16 protein-coding genes are annotated in these 22,166 nt (G+C 72.9%); 14 read left to right on the forward strand and 2 right to left on the reverse strand.

The annotated features are described in order from the left end of the window. The first annotated feature begins 222 nt into the window (after window positions 1-222). The gene (locus J8M50_RS37930; protein ID WP_010355134.1) at window positions 223-612 is read left to right on the forward strand and encodes a ribonuclease domain-containing protein; all 390 of its coding nucleotides are present in this window, start codon (window positions 223-225) and stop codon (window positions 610-612) included. Between the two features lie 56 nt (window positions 613-668). Here J8M50_RS37930 and J8M50_RS37935 read toward each other — a convergent pair whose 3' ends face one another. After that, complete coding sequence (locus J8M50_RS37935) at window positions 669-869, reverse strand: hypothetical protein (RefSeq protein ID WP_010355133.1); 201 nt, start codon at window positions 867-869, stop codon at window positions 669-671. 180 nt (window positions 870-1,049) lie between these two features. On the opposite strand from J8M50_RS37935, the gene J8M50_RS37940 reads away from it, so the two are divergent. The 3 genes from J8M50_RS37940 to J8M50_RS37950 all read left to right on the forward strand — a co-directional run bounded on the left by J8M50_RS37940 (window position 1,050) and on the right by J8M50_RS37950 (window position 4,374). Then, window positions 1,050-2,345, forward strand: a complete 1,296-nt coding sequence (locus J8M50_RS37940) for a sensor histidine kinase (protein ID WP_010355132.1) — start codon at window positions 1,050-1,052, stop codon at window positions 2,343-2,345. A 64-nt stretch (window positions 2,346-2,409) separates the two neighbouring features. Next, window positions 2,410-3,081 carry a response regulator gene (locus tag J8M50_RS37945; RefSeq protein ID WP_010355131.1) on the forward strand — a complete coding sequence of 224 codons (672 nt, stop codon included), beginning with the start codon at window positions 2,410-2,412 and terminating at the stop codon, window positions 3,079-3,081. Between the two features lie 66 nt (window positions 3,082-3,147). Further along, entirely contained in the window at window positions 3,148-4,374 is a 1,227-nt protein-coding gene (locus J8M50_RS37950) for a cytochrome P450 family protein (protein WP_010355130.1), read from the forward strand. Window positions 4,375-4,487: 113 nt separating this feature from the next. Here the strand turns inward: J8M50_RS37950 and J8M50_RS37955 are convergent, their stop codons facing one another. Continuing rightward, a complete protein-coding gene (locus J8M50_RS37955) occupies window positions 4,488-5,498 on the reverse strand; it encodes a Gfo/Idh/MocA family protein (protein WP_010355129.1) in 1,011 nt (336 codons plus the stop codon). A gap of 129 nt (window positions 5,499-5,627) precedes the next feature. Between J8M50_RS37955 and J8M50_RS37960 the strand changes: the two genes are divergently transcribed. The 10 genes from J8M50_RS37960 to J8M50_RS38005 all read left to right on the forward strand — a co-directional run bounded on the left by J8M50_RS37960 (window position 5,628) and on the right by J8M50_RS38005 (window position 22,116). Further along, complete coding sequence (locus J8M50_RS37960) at window positions 5,628-6,365, forward strand: GntR family transcriptional regulator (protein WP_086014018.1); 738 nt, start codon at window positions 5,628-5,630, stop codon at window positions 6,363-6,365. Window positions 6,366-6,615: 250 nt separating this feature from the next. Beyond that, on the forward strand, window positions 6,616-7,620 hold the full coding sequence (locus tag J8M50_RS37965) for a sugar ABC transporter substrate-binding protein (RefSeq protein WP_029184055.1): 1,005 nt from the start codon (window positions 6,616-6,618) through the stop codon (window positions 7,618-7,620). Next, window positions 7,617-8,645, forward strand: a complete 1,029-nt coding sequence (locus J8M50_RS37970) for an ABC transporter permease (RefSeq protein ID WP_010355126.1) — start codon at window positions 7,617-7,619, stop codon at window positions 8,643-8,645. Before J8M50_RS37965 ends, J8M50_RS37970 begins: the two co-directional genes overlap by 4 nt. Continuing rightward, entirely contained in the window at window positions 8,642-9,436 is a 795-nt protein-coding gene (locus J8M50_RS37975; RefSeq protein ID WP_010355125.1) for an ATP-binding cassette domain-containing protein, read from the forward strand. The genes J8M50_RS37970 and J8M50_RS37975 overlap by 4 nt, the downstream gene beginning before the upstream one ends. Window positions 9,437-9,527: 91 nt before the next feature. Next, window positions 9,528-10,673, forward strand: a complete 1,146-nt coding sequence (locus J8M50_RS37980) for an ROK family glucokinase (protein WP_010355124.1) — start codon at window positions 9,528-9,530, stop codon at window positions 10,671-10,673. Next, complete coding sequence (locus J8M50_RS37985; RefSeq protein ID WP_010355123.1) at window positions 10,670-11,263, forward strand: hypothetical protein; 594 nt, start codon at window positions 10,670-10,672, stop codon at window positions 11,261-11,263. The genes J8M50_RS37980 and J8M50_RS37985 overlap by 4 nt, the downstream gene beginning before the upstream one ends. Before the next feature lie 108 nt (window positions 11,264-11,371). Next, on the forward strand, window positions 11,372-14,161 hold the full coding sequence (locus J8M50_RS37990) for an SCO1167/SCO6262 family helicase (RefSeq protein ID WP_059042553.1): 2,790 nt from the start codon (window positions 11,372-11,374) through the stop codon (window positions 14,159-14,161). A gap of 1,922 nt (window positions 14,162-16,083) precedes the next feature. Next, window positions 16,084-18,177, forward strand: a complete 2,094-nt coding sequence (locus J8M50_RS50460) for an SWIM zinc finger family protein (RefSeq protein ID WP_443729205.1) — start codon at window positions 16,084-16,086, stop codon at window positions 18,175-18,177. A gap of 160 nt (window positions 18,178-18,337) precedes the next feature. Continuing rightward, entirely contained in the window at window positions 18,338-19,843 is a 1,506-nt protein-coding gene (locus J8M50_RS38000) for an argininosuccinate lyase (RefSeq protein WP_010354995.1), read from the forward strand. Further along, on the forward strand, window positions 19,840-22,116 hold the full coding sequence (locus J8M50_RS38005; protein WP_010354996.1) for a pyridoxal-phosphate dependent enzyme: 2,277 nt from the start codon (window positions 19,840-19,842) through the stop codon (window positions 22,114-22,116). Before J8M50_RS38000 ends, J8M50_RS38005 begins: the two co-directional genes overlap by 4 nt. The last annotated feature ends 50 nt before the right edge of the window (window positions 22,117-22,166 follow it).

Below are 22,166 nucleotides of genomic sequence, written 5' to 3' on the forward strand. Positions count from 1 at the left end.
GTACCGGATGAACCGATGAGTTCCGCGCGCGGGGCGGGGTCCGGCCCGACGGCAACGGGCCCCGCCCCGCGCCGTGGAGCCCGGGAACCCCGTCGCCTCGCGGCCGAACTCCCGGCCTATGCCCAGCCCCAGGTTAACTTCCTGAAAACGCTTCGGACTTGCCGGGAAAATCTTCGGACTTGTCGTTGACATGCCATCATCTACGCGCGTCATCATGGAGCCATGAGATTCCCCCCACGCATCACCCGAGTCGGCGCCGCTGCCGCCGTCCTGTCGGCCCTCCTGGTCGGCGGCACCGTCGCCACCGCGTCCCCGGCCGCTGCCGCGGTCGGCAGCATCTGCTACGGCGACCTGCCGTCGCAGGCGCACACCACCCTGAACCTGATCGACCAGGGTGGCCCGTTCCCCTACTCGCAGGACGGCGTCGTCTTCCAGAACCGCGAAGGCGTCCTGCCGAGCCGGTCCAGCGGCTACTACCACGAGTACACCGTGATCACCCCGGGCTCCTCGACGCGCGGCGCGCGCCGCGTCGTCACCGGGCAGCAGTCCCAGGAGGACTACTACACCTCCGACCACTACGCGACCTTCGACCTGATCGACTTCTCCTGCTGAGCCACCCCCACGCTCGGCCCTGAGGACAGGCGCCCCCACCCGGAAGCCCGGCTGCATCAGTCGGGCTTCCGGCGTTCCGCCACGGCGAACAGCGCGCACCCGAGCACCACGAGCGCGATGCTCGCGTACACCTCCGCCCCGTCGAGGAAACCGACCTTCTGCACGAGACCGACGTCCCAGCCGGCGAACTCGTGCAGGAGCCCCATCCCGCCCTGCACGAGGATGAGAAAACCGAGAACCTCCAGCAACTGCTTCATGCCTGCGAGTCTCGCCGCGCGGACCCCCCTCGCACATCGGCCGCAGGGCGACACCGGTTCTACGGAAGGAGCCGGTCGGGCCGGGTGCGGTCGCCGAAAGTCGGTTCCGCCGCGACTTAGGTAGCCGATCACCCGCACAGGACGGTCAGGGGCCATGAGGGCGGCATAGATTTGTCGGCTGTGAAGACCGTGACGCAAGACCGGGGGACACGGGCGTTCGCAGGGCCGCGCTGGCTGCTGCCGTCCGCTGTCGTCGCGGAGCTGGAGACCGACACCGACACCGACACCGACACCGACACCGACCCCGCGCGGGTGCGCGGGCGGCCCCGGCGCACCGCGCGCGACTGGTTCGTCGACTTCACCGCGTTCTTCCTGGCCGTCCTGGTGGGGCTCCTCGCCGCCGACAGCCTCCGTAAGGAGGCCGACCTCCCGTACTCCTTCGCCGTCCTCGACCAGGTCCTCGGAGCGCTGTCCTGCGCCGCCGTGTGGGTGCGCCGGCGCTGGCCGGTCGGGTTCGCCGTCGCGCTGATCCCCGTCAGCCTGCTGTCCGCCACCTCGGGCGGCGCCGGGCTGATCTCCATCTTCACCCTGGTCGTCCACCGGCCCCTCAAGCAGTCCGGCTGGATCAGCGCCGCCTCCCTGGGGGTGATGCCGTTCTTCTACTGGATGCGCCCCGACCCCGACCTGCCGTACCTGGGCACGCTCGTCCTCGTCACCGTGCTCGGCGCCGCCGTCGTCGGCTGGGGCCTGTTCGTCCGCTCCAAGCGCCAGCTCATGCTCAGCCTGCGCGACCGCGCGCACCGCGCCGAGACCGAGGCGCAGTTGCGCGCGGAACAGGCCCAGCGCCTCGCGCGCGAGGCCATCGCGCGCGAGATGCACGACGTCCTCGCGCACCGGCTGACCCTCCTGAGCGTCCACGCGGGCGCGCTGGAGTTCCGCCCCGACGCGCCGCAGCAGGAGATCGCCCGCGCGGCCGGGGTGATCCGGGAGAGCGCCCACGAGGCCCTCCAGGACCTGCGCGAGATCATCGGCGTCCTGCGCGCGGGCGACCCCGACGACAAGGGCCGCCCGCAGCCCACCCTCGGCGGTCTGGACGCGCTCGCCGCCGAGTCCCGCGAGGCCGGCATGAAGGTCACCCTCGATCAGCGCCTCACCGACCCCGCCTCCGTCCCCGCCTCCACCGGCCGCACCGCCTACCGCATCGCCCAGGAGGCCCTCACCAACGCCCGCAAGCACGCCCCCGGCACCGAGGTGTCGGTCACGGTCACCGGCGCCCCCGGCGACGGCCTCACCGTCCTCGTCGTCAACCCCGCGCCCGAGGGCGACGTCCCGCACGTCCCCGGCTCCGGACAGGGCCTCATCGGCCTCACCGAACGCGCCGCCCTCGCCGGCGGCACCCTCACCCACGGGCCCCTGGACGACGGCGGGTTCGAGGTCCGCGCCTGGCTGCCGTGGCGGACGGAGGGGGCGCGGTGAGGCGTACGCGAGAGGCATCGGGACGGGGTGCGGGAGGGGCGGCGGGACATGGTTTCGTAAGCCCATGACTACGACGATCAGACTGCTCCTCGTGGACGACGATCCGCTGGTGCGGGCCGGGCTGTCCCTGATGCTGGGCGGCGCCGACGACGTACGGATCGTCGGGGAGGCGGCCGACGGCGCCGAGGTCGAGGCGCTCGTCGAACGGACGCGGCCCGACGTCGTCCTGATGGACATCCGGATGCCCGCCGTGGACGGCCTCACCGCCACCGAACACCTGCGCGCCCGCGCGGACGCGCCCCAGGTCGTCGTCCTCACCACCTTCCACGCCGACGAACAGGTCCTGCGCGCCCTGCGCGCGGGCGCCGCCGGATTCGTCCTCAAGGACACGCCGCCCGCCGAGATCCTCGACGCCGTCCGCAGGGTCGCGGCCGGCGACCCCGTCCTGTCACCCGTCGTCACCCGCCAGCTGATGGCCCACGCGGCCGGCACCGCCGCCGACACCCGCCACGCCCGCGCCCGCACGCGCATGGCCGAACTCGGCGACCGCGAACGGGAGGTCGTCGTCCGCGTCGGCCGCGGCATGAGCAACGCCGAGATCGCCGCCGACCTGTTCATGAGCGTCGCGACCGTCAAGTCCCACGTCTCCAAGATCCTCGCCCGGCTCGGCCTCAACAACCGCGTCCAGATCGCGCTGCTCGCCTACGACGCGGGGCTGCTCGACGAAGAGGCGTAGCCCGGCGGGCACTTCACGCCGCCGCCGTCCGTTGTCTGGGGTGACGGGGCGACGGGAGGGAAGAGCATGGGTGACGTGGTCGATCTGTGGGGGTCCGGCGAGCGGGGAGTCGTCGACCTGACGGACCTGGGGGAGGAGTTCCGGCGCGACCCGCACCCCGTGTACGCGCGCCTGCGCGAGCGGGGCCCGGTGCACCGGGTGCTGCTCGGCGGAGCCGACGGCGCCTGGGAGACCTGGCTCGTCGTCGGGTACGAGGAGGCGCGGGCCGCGCTCGCCGACGGCAGGCTCGCCAAGGACCAGCGCGGGCTGGCCGCCGGCGACCCCGACGAGTCGGCGATCAGCCGTCACCTGCTCGGCACCGACCCGCCCGAGCACACCCGCCTGCGCTCCCTCGTCACCCGCGCGTTCACCGCGCGCCGCGTGCAGGGCCTCGCCCCGAGGGTCCAGGAGATCACCGACGGACTCCTCGACGCGATGGTCCCGCGCGGGCGCGCCGACCTCGTCGACGCCTTCTCCTTCCCGCTGCCCATCACCGTCATCTGCGAGCTGCTCGGCGTCCCCGAACTGGACCGCGCCGCCTTCCGCGCGATGTCCACCGAGGTCGTCGCGCCCAGCGGACCCGGCACCGGCCCCGAGGCGTTCGCCCGCCTCTCCGGCTACCTGACCGAGCTGATCGAGGACAAGCGCTGCACCGCGCCCACCGACGACCTGCTGAGCGACCTGATCCGCACCACCGCCGAGGACGGCGACCGCCTCTCCCGGGCCGAACTGCGAGGCATGGCCTTCCTGTTGCTCATCGCCGGCCACGAGACGACCGTCAACCTGATCACCAACACCGTGCACACGCTCCTGACCCGCCCCGCACTCCTCGACGCCCTGCGCGCGGACCCCGGCCTCCTGGACGGCGTCATCGAGGAGACCCTGCGCTGGGAGGGTCCGGTGGAGAACGCGACGTACCGGTACGCCGCGCAGCCCCTGGAGATCGGCGGCGCCCGGATAGCGAAGGGCGCCTCCGTGGTCATCGGCCTCGCCGCACCCAACCGCGACCCCGCGCGCTACCCCGACCCCGACCGCTTCGACCCCCGCCGCGACACCCGGGGCCACCTCGCGTTCGGGCACGGCATCCACTACTGCCTCGGCGCCCCGCTGGCCCGCCTGGAGGCGCGTACGGCCATCGCCTCGCTCCTGGAGCGCGCGCCCGGACTCGCCCTCGACGGGCCGGCCGGGGAGTGGCTGCCGGGGATGCTGATACGCGGGGTGCGGAGCCTGCCGGTGCGGTGGTCGACAGGGTGAGCCGGGCGCCGCGCGGGGACGGCCGTGTCCCTGCCGGAAGCGGCGGTGAAACCGGTCGGTCGGCCCGCCAAGCTGACTCGGGTTCGCATTTATGCGCGCGCGTACGGCCCCGTCTACGCGTGCGCCCCCGGAAGCTCCCCCAGATACACCGGTCTGCGCTCCCGCAGGGACACGGCGCACGCCTCCGCGATCCGCTGCGCCTGGAGCGCCTCACGGCCGTCACAGGGGTTCGCGCGCTCGCCCCGGACCACTTCGACGAACGCGTTCAGCTCGGCCTCGTAGGACGGCGCGAAACGCTCCAGGAAGCCGCTCCAGGGCTTGTCGGCGGCGGGCGGGCCGGTCGGCTCGGTGGAGGCGATGGGCGTCCGGTCGTCCAGCCCGACGACGATCTGGTCCAGCTCCCCGGCCAGCTCCATGCGCACGTCGTACCCGGCGCCGTTCATCCGTGTCGCCGTGGCCGTCGCCAGCGTGCCGCCCTCCAGGGTCAGCACCGCCGCCGCCGTATCGACGTCGCCCGCCGCGCGGAACATCGGCGGCCCGGCGTCCGAGCCCGTGGCGTACACCTGCGTCACCTCCCGCCCGGTCACCCAGCGCAGGGCGTCGTAGTCGTGCATCAGGTCGTCCCGGAAGATCCCGCCGGACACCGGCAGCCAGTCGGCGGGCGGCGGCGTCTGGTCGGACGTCACCGTCCGCACCGTGTGCAGCCGCCCCAGGCGGCCCGCACGGACGGCCTCGCGGGCGCCCAGGTAGCCGGTGTCGAAGCGCCGCTGGAAGCCCATCTGGAGCACCGTCCCGGCCGCCTCCACCTCGGCGAGCGCGTGCAGCGTGCCCGGCAGGTCGAGCGCGATCGGCTTCTCGCAGAAGACCGGCAGCCCCGCCCGCGCGGCCCGGCCGATCAGCTCGGCGTGCGCCGCCGTGGACGCGGTGATCACCACCGCGTCCACGCCCCAGCGGAAGATCTCGTCCACCCCGGGCGCCGCCGTCTCGCCGAGCCGCAGCGCTGCCTCCTGCGCCCGCGCGGGGTTCGCGTCGGTCAGGATCAGGGAGCCGACCTCGCGGTGCCGCCTCAGTGTGTTCGCATGAATCGTGCCGATGCGGCCCGTCCCGATGACGCCGATACGCATGAGGACAAAGTGAGGTCGCGGGCCGCACCCTGTCAATCCGAATGTCCGGACAATCTGACTGCGCAACTTCCCGTCGACGGACCCCACGGCTACGCTCGGGCCGTGCCGAAACCAGAAGTGGACCCGACCGTGCAGCTCGAACTCCGCGTGGACAGAAGCTCTCCGGTGCCGTTGTACTTCCAGCTGTCGCAGCAGCTGGAGGCGGCCATCGAGCACGGCTCGCTCACCCCCGGCAGCCTCCTCGGCAACGAGATCGAGCTCGCCGCGCGTCTCGGCCTGTCCCGCCCGACCGTCCGCCAGGCCATCCAGTCCCTCGTCGACAAAGGGCTCCTCGTGCGCCGCCGGGGCGTCGGTACCCAGGTCGTGCACAGCCAGGTCAAGCGGCCCCTCGAACTGAGCAGCCTCTACGACGACCTGGAGGCGGCCGGCCAGCGCCCCGCGACGACCGTCCTGGTCAACGCGGCCGTCCCCGCCACCGCCGAGGTCGCCGCCGCGCTCGGGGTCGCCGAGGGCAGCGAGGTCCAGCGCGTCGAACGCCTGCGCCTCGCGCACGGCGAGCCGATGGCGTACCTGTGCAACCACCTCCCCGCCGGGCTCCTCGACCTCGACACCGGCCAGCTGGAGGCCACCGGCCTCTACCGCCTCATGCGCGCGGCCGGGATCACCCTCCACAGCGCCCGCCAGTCCATCGGCGCGCGCGCGGCGACCGCCCCCGAGGCCGACCGCCTCGCCGAGCCCGAGGGTGCACCCCTGCTCACGATGCAGCGCACCACGTTCGACGACACCGGCCGCGCGGTCGAGTTCGGCGACCACATCTACCGCCCCAGCCGCTACTCCTTCGAGTTCCAGCTCCTCGTACGGCCCTGAGGGCGCCGTAGCCGTCGGGGCCCGCGCGGGACGACCTGCGCGGGCCTTTCCGTGATCCCTTCTCGCGCTCCCGCGCGCGTGTCGGAAGGGGCATCCGTCCTGATGTCCGGACAATGCGACCGAGTCGCGGTCCCCGGCCGCGCGTCCGGGGACCCCCCTGTTCGATACTGGGGCGTTTGCGTCCGGTGAGCGGTCACCGGGCGCGGACGGACGACAGAGCACGGCAGGACGGCAAGAAGGGCACGGCCTCGTGGCACGTTTTCGGACCTGGGCAGGGATCGCGGTGGCGGGGGCGCTGTGCGTGTCCCTCGCGGGATGCAGCAGCACCGGGGGCAAGCGCGCCGAGGACGCCCGCAAGGCCGCGTCGGCCCAGGGCAGGGCGGCGGTGAACACGCCCCGCTGGACGTTCGCGATGATCACCCACTCCGGCGACGGGGACACCTTCTGGGACATCGTCCAGAACGGCGCCAAACAGGCCGCCGTCAAGGACAACATCAACTTCCTGTACTCCCACGACGACGAGGCCCAGCAGCAGGCCCAGCTCGTCGACGCGGCCGTCGACAAGAAGGTCGACGGCATCATCGTCACCCTCGCCAAGCCGGACGCCCTGAAGGCCTCCCTCGCGCGCGCGGTGAAGGCCGGTATCCCCGTCATCACCGTCAACTCCGGCTCCGCCGAGTCCAAGGCGTTCGGCGCGCTCGCCCACATCGGGCAGGACGAGACCGTCGCCGGCGAGGCCGTGGGCGAGGAGCTGAACAAGCGCGGCAGGAAGAAGGCGGTCTGCATCCTGCACGAACAGGGCAACGTCGGCCACGAACAGCGCTGCGCGGGCGTCGCCAAGACGTTCACCGGCAGCGTCCAGAACCTGTACGTCACCGGCACCAACATGCCCGACGTGCAGTCAGCGATCGAGGCCAAGCTCCAGGCCGACACCTCGGTCGACGCCGTCGTCACCCTCGGCGCGCCGTACGCCGACACCGCCGTCAAGGCGAAGCAGGGCGCGGGCAGCAAGGCCGAGATCGACACCTTCGACCTCAACGCCAAGGTCGCCGAGGGCCTCTCGAACGGCTCCCTCGGCTTCGCGGTCGACCAGCAGCCGTACCTCCAGGGCTACGAGGCCGTCGACCTGCTCTGGCTGTATCGATACAACGACGACGTCCTCGGCGGCGGCAAGCCCGTCCTGACCGGCCCTCAGATCATCACCAAGGACCAGGCGGCCCGGCTCGCCCAGTACACCGAGCGGGGCACCCGATGACCGCCACGACCGACGAACGCCTGCTGGAGACCTCCCCGCTGCGCCGCCTCCTCGGCCGGCCCGAACTGGGGTCCGTGGTCGGCGCGATCGCCGTCTTCCTGTTCTTCGCGGTGATCGCCGACAGCTTCCTGCGCGCCGCGAGCCTGTCCACCGTCCTGTACGCGTCCTCGACGATCGGCATCATGGCCGTCCCCGTCGCCCTGCTGATGATCGGCGGTGAGTTCGACCTGTCGGCGGGCGTCATGGTGACGTCGTCAGCATTGATCTCATCCATGTTCAGCTACCAGATGACGGCCAACGTCTGGGTCGGCGTCGGTGTGTCCCTGCTGGTCACGCTCGCGATCGGCGTGTTCAACGGGTTCGTGCTCACCCGCACCAAGCTGCCCAGCTTCATCGTCACGCTGGGCACGTTCCTCATGTTGACCGGGTTGAATCTCGGGTTGACCAAGTTGATCGACGACACGGTGTCCACCAAGACCATCGCCGACATGGAGGGCTTCCCCTCCGCCCGCGACCTCTTCGCCTCCACGTTCACCATCGGCGGCGTCGACTTCAAGGTCACCATCCTGTGGTGGTTCGGCCTCGTCGCCCTCGCCTCCTGGATCCTGCTGCGCACCCGCGCGGGCAACTGGATCTTCGCCGTCGGCGGCAACGAGGACGCGGCCCGCGCGGTCGGCGTCCCGGTCGTCCGCACGAAGATCGGCCTCTACATGGGCGTCGCCTTCGGGGCGTGGATCTCCGGTCAGCACCTGCTGTTCAGCTACGACGTCGTCCAGTCCGGCGAGGGCGTCGGCAACGAGTTGATCTACATCATCGCGGCCGTCATCGGCGGCTGCCTCATCACCGGCGGCTACGGCAGCGCCGTCGGCTCGGCGGTCGGCGCGCTCATCTTCGGCATGACCAGCAAGGGCATCGTCTTCGCCGAGTGGAACCCCGACTGGTTCAAGTTCTTCCTCGGAGCGATGCTGCTCCTCGCGACCCTCCTCAACACGTGGGTCCGCAAGCGCGCGGAGGCGACCAAGTGACCCTCGTCGAACTGACCGACGTCAGCAAGCACTACGGCAACATCCGCGCGCTGGAGGGCGTCTCGCTGGCCGTCAACGCGGGCGAGATCACCTGCGTCCTCGGCGACAACGGCGCCGGCAAGTCAACATTGATCAAGATCATTGCCGGACTGCATCAACATGACGGCGGCACGCTCAACATTGACGGTGAATCAACCCATCTGACCTCCCCGCGCGACGCCCTCGACCGCGGCATCGCCACCGTCTACCAGGACCTCGCCGTCGTCGGCCTCATGCCGGTCTGGCGCAACTTCTTCCTCGGCTCCGAGCCCCGCGTCGGCAAGGGCCCCTTCAAACGCCTCGACACGGACTTCATGCGCCGCACGACCCACGCGGAACTGCTCCGCATGGGCATCGACCTCCGTGACGTCGATCAACCCATCGGCACACTGTCGGGCGGCGAACGCCAGTGCGTGGCGATCGCGAGGGCGGTGTACTTCGGCGCGAAGGTCCTGGTCCTGGACGAACCGACGGCGGCGCTGGGCGTGAAGCAGTCGGGCGTGGTCCTCAAGTACGTGGCGGCGGCGAGGGACGAGGGCCTGGGCGTGGTCTTCATCACCCACAACCCGCATCACGCGTATCTGGTGGGGGACAGGTTCGTGCTGCTGAAGAGGGGGGCCATGGCGGGCAACTACGCGCGGGACGAGATCACGCTGGACGAGCTGACCAGCCAAATGGCGGGTGGAACAGAGCTGGACGCTCTACGCCACGAGCTGCAACGAACCCAGGGGCGCGGGGAACTGCGCGAGTAACCACGATGCACCCGCAGACGGCGATGCACAGAACCCCCCACCCCCTGCCCCGCTCGGCGCCCTACACGCGCGTGCGGCAGAATCAAGCCCGATGAGCACCTACGGCACCTTCACCGCCCCCATCGGCTCCCGCCGAGCCCCGGTCCTGCGCACCGTCGGCACCCGCGAACGCCGCTCACACCTGACGGCGCCCCGCGTCCCGACGGTCGGCATCGACATCGGCGGCACCAAGGTCATGGCGGGCGTGGTCGACGCCGACGGCAACATCCTGGAGAAGCTCCGCACGGAGACCCCGGACAAGTCGAAGAGCCCGAAGGTCGTCGAGGACACGATCGTCGAACTGGTCCTGGACCTCTCGGACCGCCACGACGTGCACGCGGTCGGCATCGGCGCGGCCGGCTGGGTGGACGCGGACCGCAACCGCGTCCTGTTCGCCCCGCACCTGTCGTGGCGCAACGAGCCCCTGCGCGACCGCCTCTCGGGCCGCCTGTCGGTGCCGGTCCTGGTGGACAACGACGCCAACACGGCGGCGTGGGCGGAGTGGCGGTTCGGCGCGGGCCGCGGCGAGGACCACCTGGTGATGATCACGCTGGGCACCGGCATCGGCGGCGCGATCCTGGAGGACGGCCAGGTCAAGCGCGGCAAGTACGGCGTGGCGGGCGAGTTCGGGCACATGCAGGTCGTCCCCGGCGGCCACCGCTGCCCGTGCGGCAACCGCGGCTGCTGGGAGCAGTACAGCTCCGGCAACGCGCTCGTGCGCGAGGCGAAGGAACTGGCGGTGGCGGACTCGCCGGTCGCGTACGGGCTCATCGAGCACGTCAAGGGCCAGATCGACGACATCACCGGCCCGACGATCACGGAGCTGGCCCGCGAGGGCGACGCGATGTGCATCGAGCTGCTCCAGGACATCGGCCAGTGGCTCGGCGTCGGCATCGCGAACCTGGCCGCCGCCCTCGACCCGTCGTGCTTCGTCATCGGCGGCGGCGTGTCGGCCGCCGACGACCTGCTCATCGTGCCCGCGCGGGACGCGTTCAAGCGCCAGCTCACCGGCCGCGGCTACCGCCCCGAGGCGCGCATCGTGCGCGCGCAGCTCGGCCCCGAGGCCGGCATGGTGGGCGCCGCCGACCTGGCCCGCCTGGTGGCCCGCAGGTTCCGCCGCGCGAAGCGGCGCCGGGTGGAGCGGTACGAGCGCTACGAGCGGTTCGCCGAGACACGCCGTACGCAGGACTCGGCGTGACCGCGGCGCTGCCCCGGCAGGCGGCGCCCCCGGACGAACCGTCCCGCCCCCCGGAGGACCGAGGGCACGTGATCCGGCGCAGGGCGCTCACCCTGCTGATCATCGTGCTGCTGATCGGCGTACCGGCGGGTTATCTGGTGATCTCCGCCGCGCAGAGCCGGGACAGCGGCAAGGACAAGGAGGCGAAGTACTCGGCGACCGGCCTCAGCAAGGGCTGGCCGTCGAAGGTGCAGCGCCGCCTGTACGACGTACCGGTGCCGCACCCCTCGGTCAACGTCGCGTACTACGAGACCAACAACTGGCGCACCAGCCGCCTGTACGTCCAGTTCCAGACGACGAACGCCGGGCTGGACGAGTTCCTCGCCGACCTCGGGCTCACCCGCGCCGACCTGGTCAAGGGCGAGATCGCCGTCAACGCGCGCGATCAGGGCATCACCGGCTGGAACTTCACCGGCCCGGGCGCCCGACCCGGCGACAACCTCGGCCTCGTGAAGGAGCAGAAGAACCCCAAGCCGACCCTGGACGTCGTCGTGAACACCTGGAACACCGACAACCCGTTCGTGTACGTCGTCTCCCGCACCAGCCCCTGAGACCCCGTGACAGGCGGCCCCGGCCGGTCTCCGGGACCGATTGTCAGACCCCGCCCGTAGAGTCGGAGACGACCGGATCCGAGACACGGGCGGAGGTGGACGAAGCGCATGGACGAGCAGGTGGTGGAGGTGCCCTCGCGGCTGGCGGCCGTCTTCCTGCCCGCCCCGCTGCCCCGCGCGGGCCGCGTCGCGTTCTGGGACCCCGCGGACGGCCCACTGCCCGCCGGTGACGTCACGGACCTGACGGTCGTACGGCCGCACGGCGCGGCCGGGGCCCGCCGTCGGCAGGCCCCGGCGCTGTCGCTGCCCCTGGAGCGCGCCCTGCCCCTCCTGGTGCGCGCCCGCCGCGACCCCGCCGCCCACCCCGCCACCGCCTGCTGGGGCGCCGCCGCCCTGCACGCGCTGCGGCTCGTCGCGCGCGGGCGACTGCTGCCGGGCCTGACCCCCGCCGGGGACGACGCCTGGCGCGCGGGCCCGCTCGACCCCGAGGACCTCGCGCACCTGCGCGCGATCGCCGCCGCCCTGCCGTACGAGGGCCACGCGGTACCGCTCCCCGGCGCGGGCCCCCTGCGCCTGCCCGACCCCGAACCGCTGGTGCGGGCCTTCCTGGACGCCGTCGCCGACACCCTCCCGCGCACCCCCGCCGCACCCCACACCGTCGGCCGCCCCTTCGCCGACCAGCGCCCCCAGCGCCTCCCCGGCGCCCGCGACTGGGCCGCCGAGGTCGCCGCCGGGCGCGACGCGGGCGTACGGATCTCGCTGCGCCTCGACCTCTCCGCGTCCGCCGTGTTCGACGACAGCGAGGACGCCGCCCGCGCGGGAGCCGCGATCGTCCAGGTCCACAGCCTCGCCGACCCGACGCTCGTGACCGACGCCTCGGCCCTGTGGACGGGCGCCGCCGAAGCCGCGTTCGGCCCCCGCGCGCGCGTGGACGCCGCGCTCGCCGTACGGCGCGCCGCGCGCGTGTGGCCCCCGCTGGCCCGCCTCGCCGAGCGGGACGCGCCGGACGCGCTGGCCCTCTCCGAGGAGGAGCTGACCGACCTCCTGGGCCGCGCGGGGGCCCGGCTCGCGCAGGCCGGAGTCGCCGTCCACTGGCCCCGCGACCTCGCGCAGGACCTCACCGTCACCGCCGTCGTGCGCTCCGCGCCCGGCTCGGCGACGGACGGCACCGGGTTCTTCGAGGGCGAGGAACTCCTCAAGTTCCACTGGCAGTTGGCGCTCGCCGGTGATCCGCTCACCGAGGCCGAGATGGACGTCCTGGCCGAGGCCCACCGGCCCGTCGTACGGCTGCGCGACCAGTGGGTCGTCGTCGACCCGGAGCTGGTCCGCAAGGCCCGCAAGCGCGAACTCGGCCTCCTCGACCCCGTCGACGCGCTGTCCGTCGCGCTCACCGGCAGCGCGGAGATCGACGGCGAGACCGTCGAAGCCGTCCCCGTGGGCGCGCTGGCCGCCCTCCGTGACCGGCTCACCGCGGGCGTACGGCCCGCCGAGCCGCCGGCCGGGCTGACGGCCACCCTGCGCGACTACCAGCTCAAGGGCCTCGCCTGGCTGGACCTGATGACCTCCCTCGGCCTCGGCGGCTGCCTCGCGGACGACATGGGGCTCGGCAAGACCGTCACCCTCATCGCCCTGCACCTCAAGCGCGCCCGCCCCGAGCCCACCCTCGTGGTCTGCCCCGCCTCCCTCCTCGGCAACTGGCAGCGCGAGATCGGCAAGTTCGCCCCCGGCACCCCCGTACGCCGCTTCCACGGACCGGACCGCACGCTGGACGACCTCACCGGCGGCTTCGTCCTCACGACGTACGGCACGCTGCGCTCCGCCGCGACCGCGCTCGCCGGCCGGCCCTGGGACATGGTCGTCGCCGACGAGGCGCAGCACGTGAAGAATCCCCACTCCGCGACCGCCAAAGCGCTCAGGACGATTCCCTCGCCCGCGCGCGTGGCGCTCACCGGCACGCCCGTCGAGAACAACCTCTCCGAACTGTGGGCGCTCCTCGACTGGACGACGCCCGGGCTCCTCGGTCCCCTCAAGGCGTTCCGGTCCCGGCACGCGCGCGCGGTGGAGAACGGTGAGGACGCGGAAGCCGTCGAACGTCTTGCACGTCTCGTGCGGCCGTTCCTGTTGCGGCGTCGCAAGTCCGATCCCGGGATCGTGCCCGAGCTTCCGCCCAAGACCGAGACCGACCATCCTGTGCCGCTCACCCGTGAACAGGCCGCGCTGTACGAGGCGGTCGTGCGTGAGTCGCTGCTCGCCATCGAGACGTCCGACGGGATGGCCCGGCGGGGGCTCGTTCTCAAGCTTCTCGGGGCGCTCAAGCAGATCTGCGACCATCCCGCGCTCTATCTCAAGCAGGACCCCGGTGCGCCCGGACGTTCCGGCAAACTCGCCCTTCTCGACGAGCTGTTGGACACGGTTCTCTCCGAGGACGGGTCCGCGCTCGTCTTCACGCAGTACGTCGGGATGGCTCGGCTCGTCACCGCCCATCTCGCCTCCCGCGCGGTTCCTGTCGAGCTGCTGCACGGCGGTACGCCTGTCGCCGAGCGTGAGCGCATGGTCGACCGGTTTCAGGACGGGGCCACGCCTGTGCTCGTCCTGTCCCTCAAGGCTGCCGGGACCGGGCTCAACCTCACGCGTGCGGGGCATGTCATCCACGTCGACCGGTGGTGGAACCCTGCTGTCGAGGAGCAGGCCACGGACCGTGCGTACCGCATCGGGCAGACCCAGCCCGTCCAGGTTCACCGGCTCATCACCGAGGGGACCGTCGAGGACCGGATCGCCGAGATGCTGGAGAGCAAGCGGGCGCTCGCGGACTCGATCCTCGGGGGCGGGGACGCGGCACTGACGGAACTGACCGACCGGGAGCTGTCCGACCTGGTGTCGTTGCGGAGGGAGGGGTGATGGGGGAGTCGATGAGCCCTGCGGAGGCGGTTCGGCGGGCGTTGCGGAAGGCGCGGGGCGCCGGGTCGGGCGGCGAGGGGGCGGACGGGAGTGGGGAGGTGCTGAGCGTGGGGGCGGTAATGGCGGAGTGGGTGGGTGCTGTTGAGGGGGCGGATCGGGTGGGTGGGGAAGAGGTGGGTTCCGGGCGGGCGGTTGAGGAGGGGGCGGTGCTGGAGGGTGGTTCGGGGCGTTCGGCGGCAGTGGGGGGCGAGAGGGTGGTTGGGGAAGAGGTGGGTTCCGGGCGCGCGGGCGGAGAGGGGGCGGTGCTGGAGGGTGGTTCGGGGCGTCCGGCGGCAGTGGGAGGCGAGAAGGTGGCGCGGCCCGGGGATGCGGCTCGGGCTGCGTTGCGTGAGGCGTTGGCGGCGCGGCGAGGGGGCGCTGGGCGGGAAGAGGTGGGGGAGGTCGGTGCTGGTGAGGGGGCTTCTCGTGGTGCGCGGGGTTCTGAGGGGGATGTTGCTTCCGGGGGCGGGCTGCGTGTGGCTGGGGAGGGTGAGCCTGAGGGAGGGGCGTCCGGCGCGCGTGGGGGTTCGGCGGACCTTGATGCCGGTTCCGCTGGTGGGGCCGTGGACGCTGTCGACGTACCCCGGCCCGCCGACGTCGCTCGGCAGGCGCTGAGGGCTGCGCGGGCGCGGAGGCGGGAGGAGGACGAGGCTGCGGCTCAGGGCGGGCGGAAGTCGGGGCGGGGTGGGGCGGCGCGAGGTGCGGCTGTGCCGGGGGTTCCCGTCGCGGGTGAGCGGGCGCGGGATCTGAAGAGTTGGCTGGCGGGGGCTTTTCGGATGCCTTCGGAGGATGAAGGGGAGGAGACGGAGGGTGGGGGTGTGCGGGATGCGGAGGCTTGGGCGGGTGGGGAGGGGGGTCTGTCTGCGGAGGGGGTGCGTGTTGCGGACGAGGGTGACGAGACCGGGGTGACGGCGTTGCCGGGGGCGGGGGCGGACGTAGCGCTGCCGTGGGTCGGGGCGGACGCGTTGTACGCCACCCGGGGGCAAGGGCAAGGGCAAGGGCAAGGGCAGGGGTCGGGTTCGGCATCGGAGCTGCGCGCGGGTTCGCCGACGGAGTCGTACCGGTCGGCCTTCCAGGAGCTGTCCGCAGCCGCCGACCTGGCCCGCCCTGCTTCGGCTCGCGGCCCGGCCAGCCCCGTTTCGGCCCCCGGCCCGGCTCGCCCCGTTCCGGCTCCCGGTCCGGCTCCGGCTCATGACTCGGTATCGGCTTCGGGCTTGGCCGGGGCTCACGACCCGGCTTCAGGTTTGACCTCGGCCACCCCAGGAACCTCGGCCTTCGACCAGCCCCAATCCCCGGCTGCGCCCCAGCCCTCCGCCCAACTGGACGAGCCCTCGGCCGGACAGCCTGTCTCTCCCGGGGCCGGGGACCAACCCGCGCTCTCGGACGACTCCGGGACCGTACGGGATGCTTCCGGCCGGCATCAGCCCGCGCTGGCCGACGAGCCCTCAACAGAGGCACATGCTTCTCCCCGGGCTCGGTCTGCGCCCTCCGATGAGCCCGACGCCGGACCGCATGCTTCCTCCGGGGCCCAGTCCGCGCTTGCCGATGAGCCTGACGCTGCCTCGGATGCCTCTTCTCGGGCCAAGTCTGCGCGCTCGGGTGAGCCCTGGGGCGTGCCGGTTGCTTCTTCTCCGGCGGGGTCCGTGTTCGCTGATGAGTTCCGAGCTGTGCCGCAGGTTCCTCCCGGGTCTCTGCTTGCGTCCTCCGGCGAGCCCGACGCTGGAGCGCATGCTTCCCTCCGGGCCCAGTCCGCGCCCGCCGATGAGCCTGACACTGCCTCGGATACCTCTCCTCGGGCCAAGTCTGCGCGCTCGGGTGAGCCCTGGGGCGTGCCGGTTGCTTCTTCTCCGGCGGGGTCCGTGTTCGCTGATGAGTTCCGAGCTGTGCCGCAGGTTTCTCCCCGGTCTCTGCCTGCGTCCTCCGGCGAGCGAGACGCCGGACCGTATGCCTTCCCCCGGGCCCAGTCCGCGCCTGGAGATGGGTTTGACGCTGCCTCGGATGCCTCTTCTCGGGCCAAGTCTGCGCGCTCGGGTGAGCCCTGGGGCGTGCCGGTTGCTTCTTCTCCGGCGGGGTCCGCCCTTGCTGATGAGTTCCGAGCCGCGCCGCAGGTTCCTCCCGGGCCTCAGCTTGCGTCCTCCGGCGAGCCTGACGCCGGACCGCATGCTTCCCTCCGGGCCCAGTCCGCGCCTGGCGATGAGCCTGACACTGCCTCGGATACCTCTTCTCGGGCCAAGTCTGCGCGCTCGGGTGAGCCCTGGGGCGTGCCGGTTGCTTCTTCTCCGGCGGGGTCCGCGTTCGCTGATGAGTTCCGAGCTGCGCCGCAGGGTTCTCCTCGGCCTCGGCCTGCGTCCTCCGGCGAGCCCGACGCTGAACCGCATGCCTCTCTCCGAGCCAAGTCCGCGCCCGCCGATGAGTCCGACGCTGCTTCGCATGCTTCTCCCCGGGCCGAGTCCGCGCTCGCCGATGAACCTGACGCTGGAGCGCATGCCTCCCCCCGAGCCCAGTCCGCGCGCTCCAGTGAGCCTCGGGCCGTGCCGCCTGTTTCCCCCCGGGGCGAGTCCGGGGTCTCCGACGGGTCCAGGGAGGCGCCGCATGCCTTCCCCCGGTCTCACCCCGCGCTCGCCGACGACCCCCTGGCCACACCGGATTCCCCGGCTCAGCCCGCGACCCCGTTCCATCCCTCCGTCGAACCCCGCGCCTACGTCCCCCGAACCATGGCCTCCCCCTCCCGCGACGGCGATCTCCGGCGTACCTTCTCCGCCCTCCCCGTCCAGGGTGCCCCCTTCGCGCGTACCTGGTGGGGTGTGGCGTGGGTTTCCGCGTTGGAGGGTGGGGCCTTGGATGCGGGGCGGCTCGTGCGGGGGCGGGGGTATGCCGAGGGCGGGCGGGTGGACGCGATCACCGTGACGCCCGGGTCCGTGCTGGCGTACGTGCAGGGGAGCCGGCCGAGGCCGTACCGGGTGCAGGTCAGGCTGCGGACGTGGGCGGCGGAGGACTGGGAGCGGTTCCTGGGTGCGGCGGTGGAGCGGCCGGGGCAGATCGCCGCGCTGCTGGACAAGGAGGTCCCGCCGGCGCTGGCGGCGGAGTGCGGGGTGCCGTTGCTGCCGGTGGCGGGGGAGCTGGAGCCGCAGTGCAGCTGCCCGGACCGGGGCCACCCCTGCAAGCACGCGGCAGCCCTCTGCTACCAGACCGCGCGCCTGCTGGACGCCGACCCGTTCGTCCTGCTCCTGCTGCGCGGCCGGGGCGAACGCGACCTGCTGGACACGCTGGCCCGCCGCAGCGCCGCGCACGCGGCCCGCGCCGCGAGGGACGGCGAGAGAGCGGACCTGCCCGGCGTCCGCGCCGCCGAGGCGATCGTCCGGCGCGACCAACTCCCGCTCCCGCCCGCCCCGTTGCCCGTGCCGCCGCACCCGGAGCAGCCCCCGGCGTACCCGTCCGTCCCCGACGGCCCGGACGCCTTCGCGCTGGACCAGCTCGCCACGGACGCCGCCGCCCGCGCGCACGCGCTGCTCGCGACCGGCGAGGACCCGATCGGCGGACTCTCCCTGTGGCAGGACGCCGTACGCCTGGCCGCCGCCCGCCCCGGCTCCGGCCTCACCGCCACGACCCGCGCCCTGTACTCCTCCCTCGCCGCCGCCACGGGCCGTACGTCCGGCGACCTCGCCCGCGCGGTCGCCGCGTGGCGGCAGGGCGGGCTCGACGGGCTCGCCGTCCTGGAGGACCCCTGGGACCCGCCCGCCGGCCGCTTCGACCGGGCCCGCCCCCTCCTCCTCGCCACCGGCCGCCCCGCCTTCCGCCCCTGGCGCAACCACCTCACCCACCCCGTCGGCCACGTCCAACTCCGTTACGGCCAGGACGGCTTGTGGTACGCGTACGAATCGGAACCGGGCGACGAGGACTGGTGGCCCCGGGGCACACCCGCGTACGACCCGATCGACGCACTGACGACCGTGGACCCGCCACAGCATGGAACATGACGGTCGAAAGTGACCTGAAAGGCCAATTCCGGGCCACCCGAACAGGCCCTCCGAAAGGGGGGAGCGAATCACGTTGACACTCTCGTCGGCCCCGGGCGATCTTTCCCGCGCCGGGAGAACACGCCGGGAGCACACACCGACCACCGAAAGCGAAGTCAACGTGACGGACAACGCCGGTCCAGCACCCCTCAGCGGCCGGGTAGCGGGCAGCCCCAGCGCCCTGTGGCACGAGGAGGTGCTCGGCCCGCACTTCCAGTACGAGGTCACCCATCTGCTGCCCTGGTACATCGTGATCGAGAAGGTACTGGCCGCCGAGTACGCGCGGCTGGGCGTGGTCACCGACGCCGAGGCCCGGGAACTGGGGCAGGCCCTGCACGGCGCGGACGCCGAGGCGCTCGTGGCCGATCCCTCGGCCAACATGTCGGACATCACGTTCGCCCTGGAGCGGTACGTCGAGCAGCGGCTGACCCACCCGATCCCCGCCTGGCACGTGGACCGCAGCCGCAACGACCTCCAGGCCACCGCCCAGCTGATGTCCGGACGGCATGAACTGACCGGCGTCGCACGCAGACTGGCGGAGTTCGGCACGGCCGTGCACCGGCTGGCCGGGGCGAGCCGCGAGCTGCCCATGCCGGGGCACACGCACTTCCAGGCGGCGCAGATCATCAGCCCCGGCTACTACCTCGCGGCCGTCTCCGAGCAGGTCCTGCACACGCTGCGGCGCCTGCTGTCGACGTACGACGGCCTGGACGCCTGCCCGCTCGGCTCGGGCGCCATGGCCGGCCAGGAACTGGCCTGGGACCGGGACCGGATGGCCCGGCTGCTGGGGTTCCAGCGGGCCCAGCCGGTCGCGCTGACCGGCGTGGCCTCACGCGGCTGGGTGGCCGAGGTGACCGCGGACATGAGCACCCTCGGCATCGCGCTGAGCCGGTTCGCCACCGACCTGCTGACCTGGGGGAGCGGCGAGTTCGGCTTCATCGACCTGCCGGACGAGCTGTGCGGGATCTCCTCGGCCATGCCGCAGAAGAAGAACTTCCCGGTGCTGGAACGCATCCGGGGCCGTACGGCGCACCTGTCGACCTACCACCTCGACACGGTGCTCGGGCAGCGCAACACCCCGTACACCAACCTCGTGGAGGTGGGGAAGGAGGCCGGGGCGAACCTGGCGACCGCCTACGCCACCCTGCACAGCGTGCTGCGGCTGTTCACGGAGGTCGTGGACCGGCTGACCTTCCACGACGACCGGATGCGGGCCGCCTGCGAGCGCGAGTACCTCGGCGGCTTCGCCCTCGCCAACGCCCTGACGCTGCGCGAAGGCGTGCCGTGGCGGCGCGCGCAGGTGGTGGCCGGGGCGTACATCGTCGCGGCGATGGAGGCCGGCCTGTCCCCGGCCGAGCCCGACGCGCAGCTGCTGCGGAAGGTCGCCGACGAGCGGGGGTTCACCCTCGCCGACCCCGCCGCGGCGCTGAGCACGATCCGGGACGCCGACGCGGGTCTGCGGCGCCCCGCGTCCGCCGGCTCCGCCCACCCGGACGCCACCGCCGCCGTCCTGCGCGAGCAGGAGCGCGAGTACGAGCGGCTGCGTACGGAATGGGACCTGCGCACAGCCCGGGTCGCCGCCGGCCTGGCGGAGACGGACCGCCTGCTGACGGGAGGGACGGCGTGATCTACGGCAGCATGCACGAGGCGATCGGGCGGACCCCGCTGGTCCGGCTGCGGCTGGACGCGCCGAGCGGCGTCGAGGTGTACGCCAAGCTGGAACTGGCCAACCCGTTCGCCATGAAGGACCGGGTGGCCCGCCACATCATCCTCAGGGCCCGCAGCCAAGGGGTGCTGCGCCCGGGAGCCCCGATCGTGGAGAGCTCCTCCGGCACCATGGCGCTCGGTGTCGCGCTGGTCGGCAGGGCGCTGGGCCACGAGGTGCACATCGTCACGGACCCCCGGATCGACGCGGTCACCCGGGCCAAACTGCGCTCGCTGGGCTGCGAGCTGCACGTGGTGGCCGAGATGACGGCACAGGGCTGGCAGGGCGCCCGGCTGGAGCGGCTCGACGCACTCATGCGCGACCTGCCCGGCGCCTTCTGGCCGCAGCAGTACAGCAACCCGGACAACCCCGGCGCGTACCGGGAGCTGGCCGACGAACTCCGTGCCGACCTCGGCAGGATCGACACCCTGGTGGGCGCCGTCGGCTCGGGCGGCTCGCTGTGCGGTTCGGTACGGGCGCTGCGCCGTACGCTGCCGGACCTCTGGGCGGTCGGGGTGGACTGCGTGGGCAGCGCCCTGTTCGACCAGCCCGACGAGCCGAGACGTCTCCAGAGCGGGCTCGGCAACAGCCTGCTGCCGAAGAACCTCGACCGGCGGGTCATCGACGAGGTGCACTGGCTCAACGACCGGGAGGCGTTCGAGGCGGCCGTCGCCCTCGCGGGCGAGCAGCAGATCTTCGCGGGGAACACCTCAGGGTCGGTGTACCGCGTCCTCGGCGACGTCGCCGCGCGGGCCCGGCCGGGCAGCCGCGTCGTGGGGATCTTCCCCGACCGCGGCGACCGTTACGCGGACACCGTGCACGACCCGGACCACTGGGCCGCGCACCGGCTCGACGAGCTGGAGTCGTCCCTGGCACCGGAGGCGGTCGACTACGGCACGACCGTCCGCTCGTGGTCGCGGGCGGTCTTCAAGGGCAGTGTCGACAAGGACAGGCACCTGCTGTTCATCGAGTCCAACACCACCGGGACCGGCATGATGGCCCTGCGCTCTTCGGCCGCGCTCGACCTCAGGCCGGTGCTGCTGACCGGCGACCCGGACCGCTACGCCGGACTCGACGGAACCGGCTGCGAGGTCCTGCGGTGCGACACCAACGACGCGGTCGCGCTGCGGTCGGCGATCCAGGAGCGCTTCGCCCGCGAGGAGATCGCGGGGGTCACCACCACCAGCGACTTCTACGTCCCCGCCGTGGCCGACGTCGCGGAGTGGCTGGGGCTGCCCGGCAACCCCGTGCGGGCCGTGACGCTGTGCCGCAACAAGGCGCTGCTGCGCGCGGCGCTCGCCGAGGCCGGGGTGGGACAGCCGCGCTTCGCGGTCGTGACCGGCCCGGACGAGGTGGCGGACGCCGTCGCCGAGGTGGGCCTGCCTTGCGTGGTCAAGCCGGCCGACGACTCGGGCTCCAACAACGTCCTGCTCTGCCGCACCGTGCGGGAGGCCGCCGCGCAGGCCGAGGTGATCCTCGGCATCCACACCAACATGCGCGGCATGCCGACCGCCAGGACCGTGCTGGTCGAGGAGTTCGTGGACGCCCCCGAGTTCAGCGTGGAGATGTTCAGCCGCGACGGGGTCGCCGCATGCGTGGGCGTCACCGCCAAACAGGTCGGCGGCGCACCGTACTTCGTCGAGAGCAGGCACCTCTTCCCGGCCGGGCTGCCCGCGCGGGACCGGGCCGCGCTCGTCGACGCCGTGACGGCGGCGCTGACCGCCTGCGGGGTGGCACTCGGCCCCACGCACACCGAGGTCAGGCTGACCGCGAACGGCCCGGTGATCATCGAGATCAACCCGCGGCTGGCCGGCGGGATGATCCCGGAGCTGATCCGGCTGGCCACCGGAGTGGACCTGCTGGAACAGCAGCTGCGGGCGGCGGTGGGCCAGGCACCGGTCCTCACGCCCACCCGCGAGGGGTACGCGGGCATCCAGTTCCTGATCCCCGGCCGGGAGGGCGTACTGGCCCGGGTCGACGGCGTACCGGCGGCCACCGCCGTCACCGGGGTCGACCGGGTGACGGTCACCGGGCGGGCCGGGGCCCGGGTACGCCCGGCGCGCAACGCCTACGACCGGCTGGGCCACGTGATCGCGAGCGCGCCGACCCCCGCAGCGGTGGACGGCGCCCTGGACACCGCCCTCGCCGCCGTACGGCTGGAGATCGAGGACGAACCGCCGGCCGGCGGCCGGTGACGGTCGGGTACGGACGCGCGCCCCACGCGTAAAGGCTCCCGGTGGACGGC

The sequence above is a fragment of the Streptomyces acidiscabies genome (assembly GCF_020010905.1).
Lineage (GTDB): Bacteria > Actinomycetota > Actinomycetes > Streptomycetales > Streptomycetaceae > Streptomyces > Streptomyces acidiscabies.

What these genes read in the sequence shown, in the direction of transcription:
- J8M50_RS37930 (WP_010355134.1), top strand. Translation starts at nt 223, where the DNA reads ATGAGATTCCCCCCACGCATCACCCGAGTCGGCGCCGCTGCCGCCGTC.
- J8M50_RS37935 (WP_010355133.1), bottom strand. Translation starts at nt 869, where the DNA reads ATGAAGCAGTTGCTGGAGGTTCTCGGTTTTCTCATCCTCGTGCAGGGC.
- J8M50_RS37945 (WP_010355131.1), top strand. Translation starts at nt 2,410, where the DNA reads ATGACTACGACGATCAGACTGCTCCTCGTGGACGACGATCCGCTGGTG.
- J8M50_RS37950 (WP_010355130.1), top strand. Translation starts at nt 3,148, where the DNA reads ATGGGTGACGTGGTCGATCTGTGGGGGTCCGGCGAGCGGGGAGTCGTC.
- J8M50_RS37955 (WP_010355129.1), bottom strand. Translation starts at nt 5,498, where the DNA reads ATGCGTATCGGCGTCATCGGGACGGGCCGCATCGGCACGATTCATGCG.
- J8M50_RS37970 (WP_010355126.1), top strand. Translation starts at nt 7,617, where the DNA reads ATGACCGCCACGACCGACGAACGCCTGCTGGAGACCTCCCCGCTGCGC.
- J8M50_RS37980 (WP_010355124.1), top strand. Translation starts at nt 9,528, where the DNA reads ATGAGCACCTACGGCACCTTCACCGCCCCCATCGGCTCCCGCCGAGCC.
- J8M50_RS37990 (WP_059042553.1), top strand. Translation starts at nt 11,372, where the DNA reads ATGGACGAGCAGGTGGTGGAGGTGCCCTCGCGGCTGGCGGCCGTCTTC.